The sequence below is a fragment of the Streptomyces corallincola genome (assembly GCF_019104725.1).
GTDB classification, from domain to species: domain Bacteria; phylum Actinomycetota; class Actinomycetes; order Streptomycetales; family Streptomycetaceae; genus Streptomyces; species Streptomyces corallincola.
The window spans coordinates 1-16,551 of sequence record NZ_JAHRXF010000003.1; the positions used below are offsets into that span (position 1 = coordinate 1).

12 protein-coding genes are annotated in these 16,551 nt (G+C 74.0%); 6 read left to right on the forward strand and 6 right to left on the reverse strand.

Annotated elements, in window-relative coordinates; all coding sequences use genetic code 11:
* Positions 1 to 246 precede the first annotated feature (246 nt).
* Positions 247 to 570: a divalent-cation tolerance protein CutA gene (gene cutA / locus KUM39_RS03010; protein WP_217783778.1), complete on the forward strand. Its 324-nt coding sequence runs from the start codon at positions 247 to 249 to the stop codon at positions 568 to 570.
* Positions 571 to 856: 286 nt separating this feature from the next.
* Here the strand turns inward: cutA and KUM39_RS03015 are convergent, their stop codons facing one another.
* From KUM39_RS03015 to KUM39_RS03040, 6 genes are all read right to left on the reverse strand, one after another.
* Positions 857 to 2,617 (reverse strand): ABC transporter ATP-binding protein, encoded by a 1,761-nt coding sequence (locus KUM39_RS03015; RefSeq protein WP_217783779.1) that lies wholly within the window; start codon positions 2,615 to 2,617, stop codon positions 857 to 859.
* Entirely contained in the window at positions 2,614 to 4,488 is a 1,875-nt protein-coding gene (locus tag KUM39_RS03020) for an ABC transporter ATP-binding protein (RefSeq protein ID WP_217783780.1), read from the reverse strand. The genes KUM39_RS03015 and KUM39_RS03020 overlap by 4 nt, the downstream gene beginning before the upstream one ends.
* Before the next feature lie 188 nt (positions 4,489 to 4,676).
* A complete protein-coding gene (locus tag KUM39_RS03025; protein WP_281425612.1) occupies positions 4,677 to 5,312 on the reverse strand; it encodes a response regulator in 636 nt (211 codons plus the stop codon).
* Between the two features lie 21 nt (positions 5,313 to 5,333).
* Positions 5,334 to 6,578 carry a sensor histidine kinase gene (locus KUM39_RS03030; protein ID WP_217784003.1) on the reverse strand — a complete coding sequence of 415 codons (1,245 nt, stop codon included), beginning with the start codon at positions 6,576 to 6,578 and terminating at the stop codon, positions 5,334 to 5,336.
* Between the two features lie 254 nt (positions 6,579 to 6,832).
* Positions 6,833 to 7,567, reverse strand: a complete 735-nt coding sequence (locus tag KUM39_RS03035; RefSeq protein WP_217783781.1) for an ABC transporter permease — start codon at positions 7,565 to 7,567, stop codon at positions 6,833 to 6,835.
* Positions 7,564 to 8,472 (reverse strand): ABC transporter ATP-binding protein, encoded by a 909-nt coding sequence (locus KUM39_RS03040; protein WP_217783782.1) that lies wholly within the window; start codon positions 8,470 to 8,472, stop codon positions 7,564 to 7,566. The genes KUM39_RS03035 and KUM39_RS03040 overlap by 4 nt, the downstream gene beginning before the upstream one ends.
* 291 nt (positions 8,473 to 8,763) lie before the next feature.
* Here KUM39_RS03040 and KUM39_RS03045 point away from each other — a divergent pair, with 291 nt between their 5' ends.
* The 5 genes from KUM39_RS03045 to KUM39_RS03065 all read left to right on the forward strand — a co-directional run bounded on the left by KUM39_RS03045 (position 8,764) and on the right by KUM39_RS03065 (position 16,506).
* Positions 8,764 to 10,641, forward strand: a complete 1,878-nt coding sequence (locus KUM39_RS03045; protein ID WP_217783783.1) for an ABC transporter ATP-binding protein — start codon at positions 8,764 to 8,766, stop codon at positions 10,639 to 10,641.
* A gap of 73 nt (positions 10,642 to 10,714) precedes the next feature.
* Complete coding sequence (locus KUM39_RS03050; protein WP_217783784.1) at positions 10,715 to 12,622, forward strand: ABC transporter ATP-binding protein; 1,908 nt, start codon at positions 10,715 to 10,717, stop codon at positions 12,620 to 12,622.
* A gap of 193 nt (positions 12,623 to 12,815) precedes the next feature.
* The gene (locus KUM39_RS03055) at positions 12,816 to 14,309 is read left to right on the forward strand and encodes a serine/threonine-protein kinase (protein ID WP_246619507.1); all 1,494 of its coding nucleotides are present in this window, start codon (positions 12,816 to 12,818) and stop codon (positions 14,307 to 14,309) included.
* Positions 14,310 to 14,740: 431 nt separating this feature from the next.
* Complete coding sequence (locus tag KUM39_RS03060; protein ID WP_217783785.1) at positions 14,741 to 16,249, forward strand: SulP family inorganic anion transporter; 1,509 nt, start codon at positions 14,741 to 14,743, stop codon at positions 16,247 to 16,249.
* Between the two features lie 41 nt (positions 16,250 to 16,290).
* Positions 16,291 to 16,506, forward strand: a complete 216-nt coding sequence (locus KUM39_RS03065; RefSeq protein ID WP_217783786.1) for a hypothetical protein — start codon at positions 16,291 to 16,293, stop codon at positions 16,504 to 16,506.
* Positions 16,507 to 16,551 lie beyond the last annotated feature (45 nt).

Consider the following 16,551-nt stretch of genomic DNA (forward strand, 5'->3'; position numbering starts at 1 on the left):
GGCGGGGGGGGGGGGGGGGGGGGGGGGGGGGGGGGGGGGGGGGGGGGGGGGGTGGGGGGGGGGGGGGGGGGGGCGGGGTGCGGGGGCGCGCCCGTATGTCCGTGCGCGCGTGGCCGGTTCGCACCGATGGCGATGTCCGTGGGCATCCCGTGTCGGAGTGCCGTGCCCGGAGGACTCGGAGCGCCGGGCGCGCCGGAGCAGAGGTGCCAGTAGGGTCGGAGCAGCTTGAGGCGGAGGGGCAGGGGTATGGCCGACATCGTGATCGCGCAGACGACCAGCGACGACGAGGACGGGGCCAGGGCGCTGGCACGGGGCGCGGTCGAGAGCAGGCTGGCGGCCGGTGTCCACATCGACGCACCGATCACCGCCTTCTACTGGTGGAACGGTGAGGTCCAGACCGCGCGGGAGTGGCGGATCTCGTACATGACGACCACGGACCGGCTTCCGCGCCTGGAGGCCTGGGTGTCGGAGCGGCACCCGTACGAGGTTCCCCAGTGGGTCGTGCTGCCTGTCACCGACGGGTCGGAGGCGTACCTCTCCTGGGTCATCGAGGAAACGGCGCGGTCCTGACGCACCGGGGGCGGCCGACGGCTCGTGCCGCCCGAGCGGCCTCGGTGCGGTGCGGCGACCGGGTCAGCCTGCGAACCGAGTGAGGTGTTGGGCCAGTTCCCGCTCGTTGTCCGGCGGCCACGCGGCGATACGAGCCGCGCGTTCCCTCCCCGCCGTGTCGATTCCGACCGGCCCAACTGCCCGTACGGGTGAGCCACTCCTCACCGTCTTCCGGACCCGCCCCAACGACCGCCTCGACCACCCGGGACGCGGTCCCGCACCCCGCTATCCCCGCCCCCGCCCCCGACTACCCCCCTTCCCCGTGCCACGTCCGCCACAGCGCCGCGTACGCGCCCTGTGCCGCCACCAGTTCGTCGTGGGTGCCGAGTTCGGTGAGGAGGCCGTTTTCCATGACGGCCACGCGGTCCGCGTCGTGGGCGGTGTGGAGGCGGTGGGCGATGGCGATGACCGTGCGGGAGGCGAGGACGGCGGCGAGGGCGCGTTCGGTGTGGCGGGCGGTGGTGGGGTCGAGGAGGGCGGTGGCCTCGTCGAGGACGAGGGTGTGCGGATCGGCCAGCACAACGCGGGCCAGGGCGAGTTGCTGAGCGCCGGCGCCGTCCACCGGGTGGGCGCCGGGGCCGAGGACCGTGTCCAGGGCGCCGGGGAGGGCACGCACCCAGTCGTACGCGCCCACCGCGCGCAGCGCGGCCCACAACTCGGCGTCCGAGGCGCCCGGTTCGGCCAGCAGCAGGTTGTCGCGGACCGTGCCCAGGAACACGTGATGCTCCTGGGTGACCAGGACGACCTGGCGGCGCAGCCGCTCCGGTTCCAGGGACGACACCGGCACCCCGCCGACCGTGACCGTGCCCGAGGTCGGCGCGTCCACGCCCGCGAGCAGTCGGCTCAGCGTCGTCTTGCCCGCGCCCGACGGGCCCACCACGGCGAGCCGTTCGCCCGGCCGCACCGTGAGGTCCACCCCGCGCAGCACCTCGCCGCCCTGCTCGTAGGAGTACCGCGCCCCGCGCAGCACGATCCGGTCGTCCGCCGGTTCCGGCGAGCCCTCCGCGACCGGGGCGCCGGGCGCCGCCGCCAGGCCCTCCACTCGCGCGAACGAGGCACCGCTGCCCTGGAGTTGCTCCACCCGCATCAGGATCTGGTCCAACGGCTCGGTGAGCTGCCGCAGATACAGCGCCGCGGCCACCACCGCGCCCACCCCGATCAGCCCGTGCCCGTGCAGCCACCCGCCGAGCAGCAGCACCCCGGCCGCCGGGACGGCGTACGACGTCTCGACCACAGGGAAGAACACCGACCGCAGCCGCAGCGTGTACAGGCGGGTGCGCCGGGACTCCTCCAGCGCGTCCCGGCTCACCCTCGTCCGCCGGTCCTGGAGCCGGAACGCCTCCACCGTGCGCGCCCCGGCCGCCGTCGCCGCCACCGCCTCCGCGATCCGTGACGTGGCCGCGCCCTGCGCGAGATACCCGTCCCGCGCCCGGCGCAGATACCAGCGCAGCACCAGCCAGACCGGCGTCAGACCGAGCAGCCCCAGCACCCCGAGCAGCGGGCTCAGCACGCACACCGAGCCCAGCACGGCCACCGCCTGCACCCCGTTGACCAGCAGTTCCGGACCGAGGTCGCGCAGCGTGGTGCCGACGTCCGTCACGTCCGCCGTACCGCGCGTGGTCAGATCACCGGCACCGGCCCGCTCCACCGTGGACGCGGGCAGCGCGAGCACCCGGTCCACGTACTGCTCGCGCACCCGCGCCAGCGTCCGCTCCCCGAACCGGTGCCCCGCGTACCGTGCCTGGCGGGCCAGCAGCAACTGGGCCAGCGCGCACACCACGATCCACGGCGCGAGCCGGTCCACCGCCCCGACCCCCTGCCCGGCCCGCACCTCGTCGATGATCCGGCCGATCAGCCACGGCCCGGCCAGCCCCGCCCCGGCCGCCAGCACGTTCAGCCCCACCGACGCCCCGAACAGCCGCCGGTCCGCCTTCACCAGCCGCACCGTCGCCCGCCGCACCCCGGCCCGGTCGGCGACGGGCAGGGCCCACGTCCCGCCACCGCTCATCGCCCTGCCTCCCCGGCGAACGTGCCCTCCGAGGGCCTCGACGGCTTCGACAGCTCCGACAGTTCCGACGGGTCCGACGGCTTCGTGGCGCCCGTCGTCCCTGAACTCCCTTGTCCCGCAACCCCGTTCAGCACGTCACCCTCCGTACCCTCCGTACCCTCCGCGTCTCCCGTGTCCCGCGCCACCAGCGCCCGGTACCCCGGCTCGTGAACCAGCAGCCGCCGGTGCGGCCCCGCCGCCCGTACCTTGCCGTCCGTGAGGAACAGCACCGTGTCCGCGTGGTCCAGGACCAGCGGCGACGTGGTCACCACGAGCGTCGTGCGGTCGGGCCGGGCCGCGCGGAGACGGGAGGCGACCAGGGCCTCCGTGTGGGCGTCCAGCGCCGAGGTCGGCTCCACCGCGAGCAGCACCTCGGGATCGGCGAGCAGCGCCCGCGCGAGCCGGACCCGCTGGCGCTGACCGCCGGAGAGGGTACGGCCCTGCCCGGCCAGCTCCGTGTCGAGACCGTCCGGCAGCCCCCGTACCACGTCCTCGGCGGCGGAGGCGTGCACCGCGCGGGCCAACTCGGCCTCGGAGAAGTCCCGTTCGCGTTCCGGTCCCGATGCCAGGATGTCCCGCAGCGGCCCCGCGAACAGGCCCGCCTCATGGTCCGCGACGAGGACACGGGCCCGTACGTCGGCCAGCGGTACGGCGTCCAGGCGGACACCGCCCCAGGTCGCGTCCGTGGGGCCGTAGCGGCCGAGCCGGTCGATCACGGCGGTGGCGTCGGCCGGGCGGGCGGCGGCCAGCGCGACCAGACGGCCGGGCGGCACCCGCACCCCGGAACCGGGGTCGTACAGCTCCGCCGGGCCGGACGGCGCGGGCAGCGTGCCCGTGTCGGGTTCCGGGGCGATGCGCAGCAGGCCGGTGACCCGGCGGGCGGCGACCACGGCCCGGTTCAGCTCGTACCCCACCTCCACGATGAACGCCACCGGGCCGAGCAGCACCGCCACATAGCCGTACACCGCCACCAGGTCGGCCACGCCGATGGTCCCTTGCGCGGTCAGCCGGGCCGCGAGCCAGGCGACCACCGCCAGGAACAGCGTCGGCAGTCCGAGGCCGAACGCCTGGACCCAGCTCGCCACCGCGCCCACCCGGTACCCCCGGTCGCGCAGCTCCCGCGAGTCCGCGCGGAACGCGTCCGCGAACAGGCCCTTGCCGCCGAGGCCGTTGAGGACGCGCAGCCCCGCCGCGAGGTCGCCGATGCGGGCCGCGAGCACACCCTGCCGGTCCCGGTACGCGGTCTCCACGCCCTGGAGCCGCCGGGTCAGCGGCCCGGTCAGCAGCGCGATCACCGGCATGCCCAGCACCACCACCGCCGCGAGCTGCGCCGAGACGCTGAACAGCACGGCCGCCACCAGCAGATACACCATCAGCGAGCCGACACCCGGACCGACCGCGGTCAGCGCCACGGCGATCGTCTGCACGTCACCGACGCCGATCGTCACGACCTCCCCGGCCCCCGCCCGGCGCGACAGCACCGCGCCCAGCCGCACCGTGTGCCCCACGATCAGCTTCACCGTACGGAAGTTGGCGTCCATCCGGACCCGTGTCATGGTCCGGTGCCGCATGATGCTCACCCACGCGGCCAGCGCGCCCACCGCGAACATCGCGCCGGTCCACCCGGCCAGTACCCCGGTCCGCCCCGGCAGCAGCCCGTCGCCCACCGCCCGCGCCATCAGATACGGCTGCACCGCGAGCAGCCCCATCCACACCGTGCTCAGCACCGCACCGGCCAGCGACCGGCCCGCCTGGCAGCGCACCAGCCACCACAAGTACCGCCAGCCGCCCCGCACATCGGGCTCACCCGGGTCCTCGTACACATCGATCATCCTGGCGGTGCCCCCGCGACTCCGTCTGGTGTGTCCGGACCGTCCGGAGGGTCCGACGCGAGCGGCCGACCCTACCGGGGGTGGAACGCGGGGTTCCATCGAATATCGGCCCGGCCGAGGACCTCCGCCGAGGGGCGCGCGAGACGGCGTGAACAGTGCCCCGGCGCGCGCCCGGCGCGCCGCGGGCCTCAGCCCAGAATGCCCCGCTCGTACCCCGTCGCCACCGCGGCGGCCCGGTCCTTCACGCCCAACTTGGCGTACAAATGGGTGAGATGGGTCTTCACCGTGGCCTCGCTGATGAACAGCTCGCGGGCGATCTCCCGGTTGGAGGTACCGCGCGCGACCAGGGCGAGCACCTCGCGCTCACGGGCGGACAGCGGCTCACCGCCGGGGGAGCGGACCGCCGACACCAGCCGGGAGGCGATGGCCGGGGAGAGCACCGTACGGCCCTCGGCGGCGGCCCGTACCGCCGTGAACAGCTCCTCGCGCGGCGCGTCCTTCAGCAGATAGCCGGTCGCGCCCGCCTCGATCGCGGACAGCGTGTCGGAGTCCGTATCGTACGTGGTGAGGACCAGCACCTTGGCGCGGGCGCCGCGCCGGGTCAGCTCGCGGATCGCCGCCACCCCGGAACCGCCGGGCATCCGCAGGTCCATCAGGACCACGTCCGGGTCCAGGGCCGCCGCCCGCGCCAGCGCCTCGACGCCGTCCGCCGCCTCCCCGAGCACCCGGAAGCCGGGCGACGACTCGAACATGCCGCGCAGACCGTCGCGCACCACGGGGTGGTCATCGACGATCAGCAGCGTGATCAGGGGCTCGGCGGTCATCGCGGGTCCGTGCCCGAGGGGTCAGCGGTCATCGCGCACCAACGGTACGCGAGCCGAGACCGCCGTGCCCTGGCCCGGCTCGGACTCCACCGCCAGCGAGCCCGCGACCCGCTCCGCCCGCGCCCGCATCCCGTCCAGGCCGAACCCGCCGGACCGGCCGCGCGCCGGTACGGCGGCCGGGTCGAAGCCGCCGCCGTCGTCCCGGATGTCGAGGACGACCTCGTCCCCCATGAACGACAGCGTCACCCCGGCACGGGTCGCCCCGGCGTGCCGGGCCGTGTTCGACAGCGCCTCCTGGGCGATGCGCAGCAGGGTCGCGGAGATCTCGTCGTGCGGGACCTCCTCGGTGCCCGTCACGGTGAACCGGGCCGGGACCCCCGTACGCGCGGACCACTCCTCGACCGTCGAGCGCAGCGCCCGCGGCAGCCCGTCGGAGGCCAGCGCCACCGGAACCAGGTTGTGCACCGAACGGCGGGCCTCCCCGAGCGAGTGCCGCGCCAGCGCGGACGCCCGCTCCAGATGGGTACGGGCCGTGGTCAAGTCATGCGCTCCGGCCACTACTTGAAGCTGGGCGATGATCCCGGTCAGGCCCTGCGCGATGGTGTCGTGGATCTCGGCGGCCAGGCGGCGCCGTTCGTCGGCCACGCCCGCTTCCCGCGCCTGCACCAGGAGTTGGGCGTGCAGCGCCGCGTTCTCGTCCAGCGCCCGCTGCAACGCGCCGTTGGTGCGCTCCAGTTCGGTGATGGCCTCGGCCTGCGCGCGGGCCCGCGCGTCCTCCAGCGCGGCGAGATGCGCGAAGAGGGCCAGCAGCAGCACGTTCACCCCGAGGATCGCGCCGAACACCAGCCAGCCCGTGCCGCCCCGCGGGGGCAGTCCGCCCGCCTGCGAACCGGCCACCGTGACGGCGGTCGCCAGCAGGCCCGCCTTGCGCACCCGGCGCGGCAGCAGCCGCTCGGCGCTGAAGTAGCCGATCACCGCGTAGAACGCGAACAGCGGGTTCAGCCAGGTCAGCGTGAAACCGCACGCCCAGCGCAGCCCGTAGTAGCAGCCGCTCGCCGGACCCGGCGTGGAGCGATTCCGGCCCACCACGTGCCAGCCCAGCTCCAGCAGCAGGGCGGCCCCGACCAGCGCCCCGGCCAGCGCCTCCGCGCGCCGCGACATCCCGATCGCGTCCGCCGCCGACAGCGCCACCAGGGTCCCCACCCCGAGCAGCGCCAGCGGCCCCCAGCGGTGGAACAGCGCCCACCGCTGGGCCACGGTCTCCATGTCCCGCAGCGGCCCGCTCACCGAGGCGCCGGGCACGGAACGACCGGCGACCACGTCGGGCACCGAGCGCCCGGGCGTCCGGGGCCCGCCGGGTCCGGACACGTCCGCCGCAGCCATGTCGGCCGCTCCGCCCTTCCTGTTGGCCCCGGCCGCCTCAGTGGTCCCGTCAGCCCCGTCACCCCCGTCAGCCCCGTCCGCCCCCGCTCCCTCGCCGTTCGTCTCGCGCATCGCCCCAGTCTCCGCCACCGCGTGCCTCACTCCCAGCGGAACCAGCGCCGTGCCCCCGCCGTCAGCAGGACGAACCACACCGCGAGGACACCCAGGTGGGCCCAGCCGGGCCAGTGCCCGGCGGCCGTCCGGTTCAGTGCCTCGGCCGCGGCGCCGAACGGGGTGTAGCCGACGCCCCGCGCCAGCGCGTCCGGCATGGCCTGGACCGGCAGCCAGACGCCCGCGCAGAACATGGACGGGAAGAACACGGCCGAGCCGATCGCCCCGGCGATCTTCGTCGTCCGGGACAGCGCGGTCACCACCGAGCCGAGCGCCAGGGCGACCAGTACGGAGGCGAGCAGGGCCAGCGCGTACCCCGCGCCCTGCCGGGGCAGGGCCACGCCGAACGCCAGTCGGCCCACCGCCAGCGCGAGCAGCGCCGAGCAGAGCGCGGCCCCGCCGTACACGCACATGTGCGCGGTGAGCAGCGCCCCCGGCCGTACCGGGGTGGTGGACATCCGGCGCAGGATGCCGCGCTCGCGGTAGCCGGTCAGGGTCTGCGGCATCGACTGGACGCCGCCGACGATCAGCCCGAGCAGCACGGCGACCGGCACGTACGCGTCCACCGGGCGCAGCCCGCCGAACGACGGGTCGGGCTGCCGGAACGACGGGATGGACCCGAGGATCACCAGCAGCAGCGTGGGGAAGAGCAGAATCCAGAAGATGCCGCCGGGCTCCCGCCCGAACAGCCGGATCTCGGTGCGCAGCACGGCGGTGCTCATGCGGCGTCCTCCTTCGTCAGGTCGAGGAACGCGTCGTCCAGCGTGGCGTCGGTGACCCGCAACTGGTGTGCGGTGACGCGGAGTCGGGCGAGCAGGGACAGCAGGGCGGTGACGGTCTCGTCGGTGCCGGTCAGAGTGATCCGCCCGTCCCGGTCCGCCACCGAGGCCAGCGCGGGCAGCGCGCGCAGCTCCGCTCCGGGCAGCTCCGCCGACGGCGTGAACGACACCACCGTCCCGCCCGCCGAGCGCCGGATCAGCCCGGCGGGCGTGTCCAGCGCGGCCACCCTCCCCTTGTCGATCACGGCGATACGGTCGCAGAGCCGCTGCGCCTCCTCCATGAAGTGCGTGACGAGCAGCACGGTCACCCCGCCCGCCCGCACGTCCTCGATCAGCTCCCAGGTGTCCCGGCGGGCGCGCGGATCGAGCCCCGTCGTCAACTCGTCCAGCACCACCACCCGCGGCCCGCCGATCAGCGCCAGCGCGATGAACAGCCGCTGCTGCTGGCCCCCGGACAACTTCCCGAACCGCGTGTCCAGCCGCGCCCCCAGCTCCAGCCGCTCGACCAACGCCTTCCAGTCGGAGGGGTGTTCGTAGAAGGAGGCGTACAACTCCAGCGCCTCCCGCACGGTCAGCTTGGGCTGCAACTGGCTCTGCTGGAGCTGGGCGCCGAGAACTCGCGCCACCTCGCGGTGATCGGCCACCGGATCGAGCCCGGTCACCCGGACCCGCCCCGCGTCCGGAACCCGCAGCCCCTCCACACACTCCACGGTCGTCGTCTTCCCGGCCCCGTTCGGCCCGAGCACCCCGAAGATCTCCCCTTCCTCCACCCCGAAGGACACCCCGTCCACCACGGGCCGACCTCCGTACGACTTGCGCAACCCGCTCACTTCGATGACCGATGCCATAGGAACAGCGTCCCGAAGAGAGTCGCCCGCCACATCGCCCGTCCCGCCCGGCCTGGCATCAACCGATCGGCTGATACGCCCCTACGACCCCGCCGCCCGAGCCCGGCGTACGAGCCCGAGCCCGGCGCCCGACCCCGCCGCCCGAGCCCGGTGGACCCGCGCCCTCCCCGCCCACCGAGTCCTACGTCCTCCGACCGACCCCGGCCGGGGCGAAACTCGGTGGGCGTTGTCGGTGGGGGTTTGTAGGCTCGGGTGGGTGGTCATGACACCGAATCCCCCGCGAGTGCGCCCGTGAGTCTGTCTGTGAAGCCCGCTGCCGAACGTTCCGCCGTCCGGGTGCTGTTGCGGCTGTGGCCGTTCGTGCGGCCGGTGCGGGGGCGGTTGTTCACCGCCGCGGCCGTCGCCGTCGTCGCCTCCTGCGTGGGGCTGGTGATCCCGCTGGTGCTGAAATGGATGGTGGACGGCCCGGTCGCGCACCGGGACCCCGCCGGGGTGTGGCTCGGAGCGCTGTGGCTGCTGCTGCTCGGGGTCGCCGAGGCCGTGCTGTTCGGGGTGCGGCGCTGGCTGGTGGCCCGCCCGCTGTCCCGCGTCGAGGCCGACATGCGGGCCAGGCTCTACGGGCATCTGCAACGGCTGCCCGTCGCCTTCCACGACCGGTGGGCGTCGGGGCAGTTGCTGTCCCGCGGCACCACGGATCTGATGCTGCTGCGCATGTTCCTCGCGTTCCCGCTGACGTTCCTGCTGGTCAACGCGGTGACGATCCTCGTCGGCATGGCCATCATGCTGATGCAGGACTGGGTGCTGGGCCTGGTCGTCCTCGTCCCCGTGATCCCCGTGATGTGGATGTGCGCGGTGTTCGAGCGGCGCTACGCCGAGGTCGCGCGGCGCGCCCAGGACCAGGTGGGCGACCTGACGACGGTGGTCGAGGAGAGCGTCCTCGGCATCCGCGTCATCAAGGGCTTCGGGCGGCACCGCAGCCAGGCCCGCGCCTTCCGGGACCTCTCCGTCTCGCTGCGCGGCACCGAACTCCGCAAGGCCCGGCTGCTCGCGGCGATCTGGGGCGTCATCGTCACACTCCCGGAGATCGCCATCGGCGCCACCCTGGTGCTCGGCGCGCTGCGTGTGGCCGACGGCGGCCTGTCGGCCGGAACCCTGGTCGCCTTCCTCAGCACCGCCCTCGCGCTGCGCTGGCCGGTGGACTCCATCGGCTTCCTCCTCGCCATGAGCCAGGAGGCGGCCACCGCGACGGAACGGTACTTCGAGGTGCTGGACGAGGAACCGGAGAGCGAGGCGCTGCCCCGGCAGGCGGACTCCGCCCCCGACTCCGCTTCCGGCGCCCCCGGCCCGGGCACCCCCAGCCCCGATCCCGCCGCCCCCGGTGCTTCCGGCGCCCCCGTCCGTGGGCTCCGCTTCGAGAACGTCACCTTCCGCTACCCCGACGCCGACCCCGCCTCCCCGCCCCTCCTCGACGGCGTGGACCTGCACATCCGCCCCGGCGAGTCGCTCGCCCTGGTCGGTGCCACCGGCAGCGGCAAGACCACCCTCACCGCGCTCGTGCCCCGGCTCCACGAGGTCACCGCCGGGCGCATCACCCTGGACGGCACCGACATCGCCGACCTGCCCCGCGAGGTACTGCGCGCCAAGGTGTCCGTCGCCTTCGAGGAACCCACCCTGTTCTCCGCGTCCGTCGGGGAGAACGTCCTGATGGGCGTCGCGGGCGAACCGGCCGACGGCGACCTGGACCGCGCCCTCGCCGTCGCCCAGGCCGACTTCGCGCACACCCTGCCCGAGGGCACCGCCACCCAGGTCGGTGAACAGGGGCTCAGCCTCTCCGGCGGCCAGCGGCAGCGTCTCGCGCTGGCCCGCGCGGTCGTCGGCAGACCCCCGTACCTCGTCCTCGACGACCCGCTGTCCGCGCTCGACGTGCACACCGAGGCCGCCGTCGAGGCCGCGCTGCGGCAGGTCCTCGCGGACACCACCGCGCTGATCGTCGCCCACCGCCCGTCCACCGTGCTCCTCGCGGACCGCGTCGCCCTGCTCTCCGGCGGCCGGATCACCGCCGTCGGCACCCACCAGCAACTCCTGCGCACCAACGCGGAGTACGCCCACCTGATGTCCGGCGAGCGGGAGACGCCCGACGCCCGCGCCGACGAGGGGGCGCTGCGATGAGCGCCCCGTTTACGCCCCACCCCGCCGGCCCTCCGGCGCGCGCCACCACCCGCACCGACGAGGGAGTCCCCTGTTGAGCACCACCACCACCACCACCGGCACCGGGCAGCGCGACCCGGCCGAGCGCGAGAGCACCCCGGCCCGGAGCTCCGCCCCGCAGGACACCCCGCCCACTCCGAAGCCCCCCGCCGACGACGCCTTCACCGGCGACGACCTCCCCTCCCCGCCCGGCGCCACCCGGGCCCTGCTGCGCTCCCTGCTCGCGCCGATGAAGGCGCGGGTCGGCGTGACCACCCTGCTCCTGCTGCTCCAGCAGGCGGCCGTGCAGGCCGGGCCGCTGCTCGTGGCGTACACCATCGACCGGGCGGTGCCCGCGTTCCGGCGGGACGACAGCGGGCCGCTGATCGCGGTCGCCGTCGGCTATCCGCTGTGCGCGCTGCTCAGCGGTGTGCTCCAGTACGCCTTCATCCAGGCGTCCGCGCGCGTCAACCAGGACGTGCTGCTCGACCTGCGCGGCCGGATCTTCCGGCACGCGCAGGCGCTCAGCCTCGACTTCCACGAGCGGTACACCTCCGGGCGGCTGATCTCCCGCTCCACCACCGACGTGGAGTCGCTGCGCGAACTCCTCGACGAGGGGCTCCAGGAACTCATCACGGTCGTCCTCTCGTTCGTCTACATCCTGGCGACGCTGCTCTGGCTCGACCTCTCCCTCGGCGCGGTCGCGGTCGCCTCGTTCGGCCCGCTGTATGTGCTGGTCCGGATGTACCAGCGGCGCGCGGGCCGGGTCTACGGCATCCGGTCCACCGCCATCGCCGCGGTGATCGTCAAGTTCGTGGAGACCGTCAACGGCATCCGCCCGGTGCGGGCGTTCCGCCGGGAGAAGGTCAACGAGAGGGAGTTCGCCGGGCTGAACCACAGCCACGAACGCACCAACGGCGACGCCCTGCTGGAGATGGCCCGGTACGTCGTGGGCTCCCGCCTGGTCGCCAACACCACGGTCGCCGCGATCGTCCTCTGGGGCGCCTACCGGGTGGCGTCCGGTTCCCTCGAACTCGGCGTCCTGGCCGCCGCCGTGCTGTATCTACGGCGTCTGTACGACCCCATCGACCGGCTCGGCATGTTCCTCAACTCCTACCAGTCCGCCGCCGCCTCGCTGGAGAAGGTGGCCGGGCTGCTGGCCCAGACCCCGTCCGTCCCGGAACCCGCACACCCCCGCGAACTCCCGCCCGCCCGTGGTGATCTGCCCGGCCGTGAGGTCGTCTTCGAGGACGTGCGGTTCGCCTACCGCACCGGCGGTGAGGTGCTGCCCCCGTTCGCGCTGACCCTGCCCGCCGGGCAGACCGTCGCCGTGGTCGGCGCCACCGGCGCGGGCAAGTCCACCCTCGCCAAACTCCTCGCCCGCTTCTACGACCCCACCGACGGGCGGGTCCTGCTGGACGGCGTGGATCTGCGCGACCTGTCCACGCCCGCACTGCGGCGCGGGGTGGTCATGGTGACCCAGGAGGCGTTCCTGTTCTCCGGCACCGTCGCGGACAACATCGCCATCGGCAGTCCCGACGCCGACCGCGCCGACGTCGAACGTGCCGCGAAGGCCATCGGCGCCCACGAGTTCATCAGCTCCCTGCCCGACGGCTACGACACCGACGTCCGCAAACGCGGTGGCCGCATCTCCGCCGGACAACGCCAACTCGTCGCCTTCGCACGGGCGTTGCTCGCCGACCCGGCCGTCCTCATCCTCGACGAGGCCACCAGCTCCCTGGACATCCCCGGCGAACGCGCCGTCCAGCACGCCATGTCCACCGTCCTCAAGGGCCGTACGGCCGTCGTCATCGCCCACCGTCTCTCCACCGTCGAGATCGCCGACCGCGTCCTCGTCATGGAACACGGCCACATCATCGAGGACGGCCACCCCGCCGAACTCATCGCGGGCACCGGCAAGTTCGCGGCCCTCCACCAGGCCTGGCGGGACAGCCTGGCGTGACCCGGCCGCCCGGCCCGCCCTTCGGACGGACGACGCCCCTTGCGAAGCACGCCCCGGTGCCACCGGGTTTTTCGCCGAGGGCACCGCGCGGGTGCGGGTAGCCGGGCTCCCGGTGGGTACCTGCTTGCGGCGGCGCGTCGGCCACGGCTCGCCAGGGGGTGTTCGCCCCTCGACGCGGCGGGAGTGGAGAAGAATGCGGCTTCGTGACGCGGCCCTGGGCACGGCCGCCCGGTGTTCCGTCGGCATCCTCGGCGGCCGGTACCGCCTCGACGGTGTCCTCGGCTCCGGCGGCGCGGCCGACGTCCACCGGGGATTCGATCTGCGGCTGCGGCGCCCCGTGGCGGTGAAGGTCTTCCGGCCCGGCACCGGCTTCGACGCCGAGGAGAACGTCCACGGCGAGGGGATGATCCTCGCCAGGCTCCACCACCCGGGCCTCGTCACCGCGTACGACGCGGGACGGCACAACGGCCGTGGGTTCCTGGTCATGCAGCTGATCGAGGGCGCCACGCTGAAGGAGCGCATCGCCCAGGGCGTGCTGTCCGTGCCGGAGACCGCCCGGCTCGGCGCGGACCTCGCCGACGCGCTGGCGCACGCACACGAGGCGCGCGTCATCCACCGGGACGTCAAACCGTCCAACATCCTCCTCGATGCCGCCCGGCGGCCCTATCTGACGGACTTCGGCATCTCCCGCCTGCTGGACGCCACCACCCGCACAGCCACCGGAACCCTCGTGGGGACGGCCGCCTATCTCTCGCCCGAACAGGTCCTGGGCCGTCCCGTCGGCCGCGCATCCGACATCTACGCGCTGGGCCTCGTACTCCTCGAAGGTCTCACCGGCAGGCTGGAGTACGAGGGCGGTCCGCTCGAAGCGGCGATCGCGCGGCTGCACCGCCAGCCCGTGGTCCCCGCTCACCTGCCGCCGGAACTGGCCGGTCTCCTGCGGGACATGACGGCCCTGGAGGAAGCCGCCCGTCCGGCGGCGGGTGACTGCGCCCGCGTGCTCGCGCGGTACGACGACACCGGCGCGCGGCCCGCCGCCGAGCCGGTGGCGCTCCGGACTCCGGCGGTGCCCGGTTCCGACGGCCCGCCGACGCTGGACGGCACGCCCCACCAGCCGGTGCCCGGCGCGGTGCGGGCAGGGACGGGCGGTCCGTCCGCCCGAGGACGTGCCCGGACCGTCGGCGTGTGCACCGCACTCGCGGCCGTCATGGCGACGGCGTTCGTCGTCATGGATCACTCCACGGCGCACGTCGGCGGCCGGGACAAGGCGGAGGTCACCAGCACTCCGGCTGCCGAGTCCGGCCGGGACGGCGCGGCGCGGAAGGGCGATACGGCAGCCAAGGCGGACACGGTTGGGCCGACCGGCCGTGACGGTGCGAACGGCGCCGGCGACGGCGCCGGGGACACCGGCGCCACGGACCGGCGCGGCGGCCGGACTCCGGCGCAACGGTCCGTCGGCGTGGTCACGGCCGACGGACCCACGACGCTCCGTGGCGGGAGTACCGCCACCGGAATCGGCGAGACGCCCGCCAGGACCGCGCCGCGACCGCCGGGCCGGGCCACGGCGCCGAGGGCCGGGGACGGGCCGAGGACCGCGAACGGACCGGAAGCCGGGAAAAAACCGCAGCCCCCGAACGGGCCGAAGCCACCGAAACAGCCGGGAAAGGCCGGGAACCCGAAGCCCTGAGCCGCCTCGGCGGGCCGTACGCGCACCCCCGCGTGCGCCGTGCCGAAAGGCGGCCCAGCGCCGCGCACGGGGCGGGAAGTCGGTTCGACGTGTCCACGCCGCCGCGATATGGTGCGGGACCGTTCCCCGTGACCGTCGGCCGTGTCGAGTCGGCGGCCTCCCGGCGAAGACCGGTCACCCAGCAGGAGAGAGCGTGCGCATGCCCAGGGCGATCAGCGCCGCCGCCTGCCCGCCGTGATCGTCCCCGGCCGGAACGCGCCGTGATCCCCGGCCGCCGGGAAGGCGCGCCGGTCCCCGGCTCGTGACCGCCGCCGCCCCGTGACCTCGGCCCGCCGCGTGCGGGCCTCGCGGAGGACCGTCCCAGGACCTCCGTCCCCCACCGCACGCCCCCACCAGGCACGGGTGTGCCCGAGCACGACAGGTAACCGCTCTTGCGTACGTCCGCAGTGTCCCCGGCCGCTTGGCTGCGGCGCGGCCCGAAGTCCGACTGGCTGAAAGACCCGAAGGTCTGGCGTACCGAGGTCCTGGCGGGCCTCGTCGTGGCGCTCGCGCTGATCCCCGAGGCCATCTCGTTCTCGGTCATCGCGGGGGTCGATCCGGCCATCGGCCTGTTCACCTCGTTCACGATGGCCGTGACGATCTCGGTCGTCGGCGGACGCCGCGCCATGATCTCCGCCGCGACCGGCGCCGTCGCTCTCGTCACCGCGCCCCTGAACCGTGAGCACGGCTTCGGCTACCTGGTCGCCGCCGTCATCCTGGCCGGCGTCTTCCAGGTCGTCCTCGGCGCGGCCGGGGTCGCCAGGCTGATGCGGTTCGTGCCGCGCAGCGTGATGGTCGGGTTCGTCAACGCGCTCGCCATCCTGATCTTCATGGCACAGGTGCCGGAGATGCGCGACGTGCCCTGGGCCGTCTACCCGCTGATCGTCGGCGGGCTCGCGCTGATGGTGTTCTTCCCGAAGGTCACCAAAGTGGTCCCGGCACCGCTGGTCTCCATCGTCGTCCTGACCGTGATCACGGTCGCGGCCGGGATCACCGTGCCCACCGTCGGGGACAAGGGCACCCTGCCGTCCTCGCTGCCCACCCCCGGCCTGCCCGACGTGCCCTTCACCCTCGACACGCTGACCACCGTCGCGCCGTACGCGCTCGCCATGTCGCTGGTCGGCCTGATGGAGTCGCTGATGACCGCGAAGCTCGTCGATGACATCACCGACACCCGCTCCGACAAGACCCGGGAGTCCGTCGGGCAGGGCATCGCCAACATCGTCACCGGCTTCTTCGGCGGTATGGGCGGCTGCGCCATGATCGGCCAGACCATGATCAACGTACGGGTGTCGGGCGCGCGGACACGGCTCTCGACGTTCCTGGCGGGTGCGTTCCTCCTGGTGCTGTGCGTCGTCTTCGGGCCCGCCGTCTCCGACATCCCGATGGCCGGGCTCGTCGCCGTGATGGTGATGGTGTCGTTCGCCACCTTCGACTGGCACTCCGTCGCCCCGAAGACGCTCAGGCGCATGCCGGCCGGGGAGGTCACCGTCATGGTGCTCACCGTCGCCGTCGTGGTCGCCACCCACAACCTCGCCATCGGTGTGGTCGTCGGCACCATCACCGCCATGATCGTCTTCGCCCGGCGCGTCGCCCACCTCGCCGAGGTCACCAGGGTCGCCGGCCCCGACGCGGACACGGTCGTCTACCGGGTCACGGGTGAGCTCTTCTTCGCCTCCTCCAACGACCTCGTCACACAATTCGCCTACGCCACCGACCCGGAGAAGGTCGTCATCGACCTGTCCGCCACCCACATCTGGGACGCCTCCTCCGTGGCCGCCCTGGACGCGATCGAGACCAAGTACGCCCGGCGCGGCAAGAACGTCGAGATCACCGGCCTGAACAGGCCGAGTGCCCTGATCCACGAAAAGCTCAGCGGTGAACTCGCGGGGAGCCACTGACCGGAAGCTTAGGGATGCGCGAATGGGGAACCCCGCGTTGTATGGCAGATTCCGAGAAGGACAAGAAGCCGGGCGCATCCCACGCCGAGGGTTCCCAGCCGAGTGTGCGTCCCGGTTCCGACCAGCCCCAGACGATCACCGGGCCGACGCCGCCCGTGGCGCAGACCACGGGTCCGCCCACCCCCGACGAACTGGCCGACGACGACACCGACGCGGAGTCGTCCCGCCCGGACGGGGAGCGCGGCACCAGGGACTGACGCGGGCCACCGGGCAGTGACCCGCGGGGGCGTGTCACGCACGTG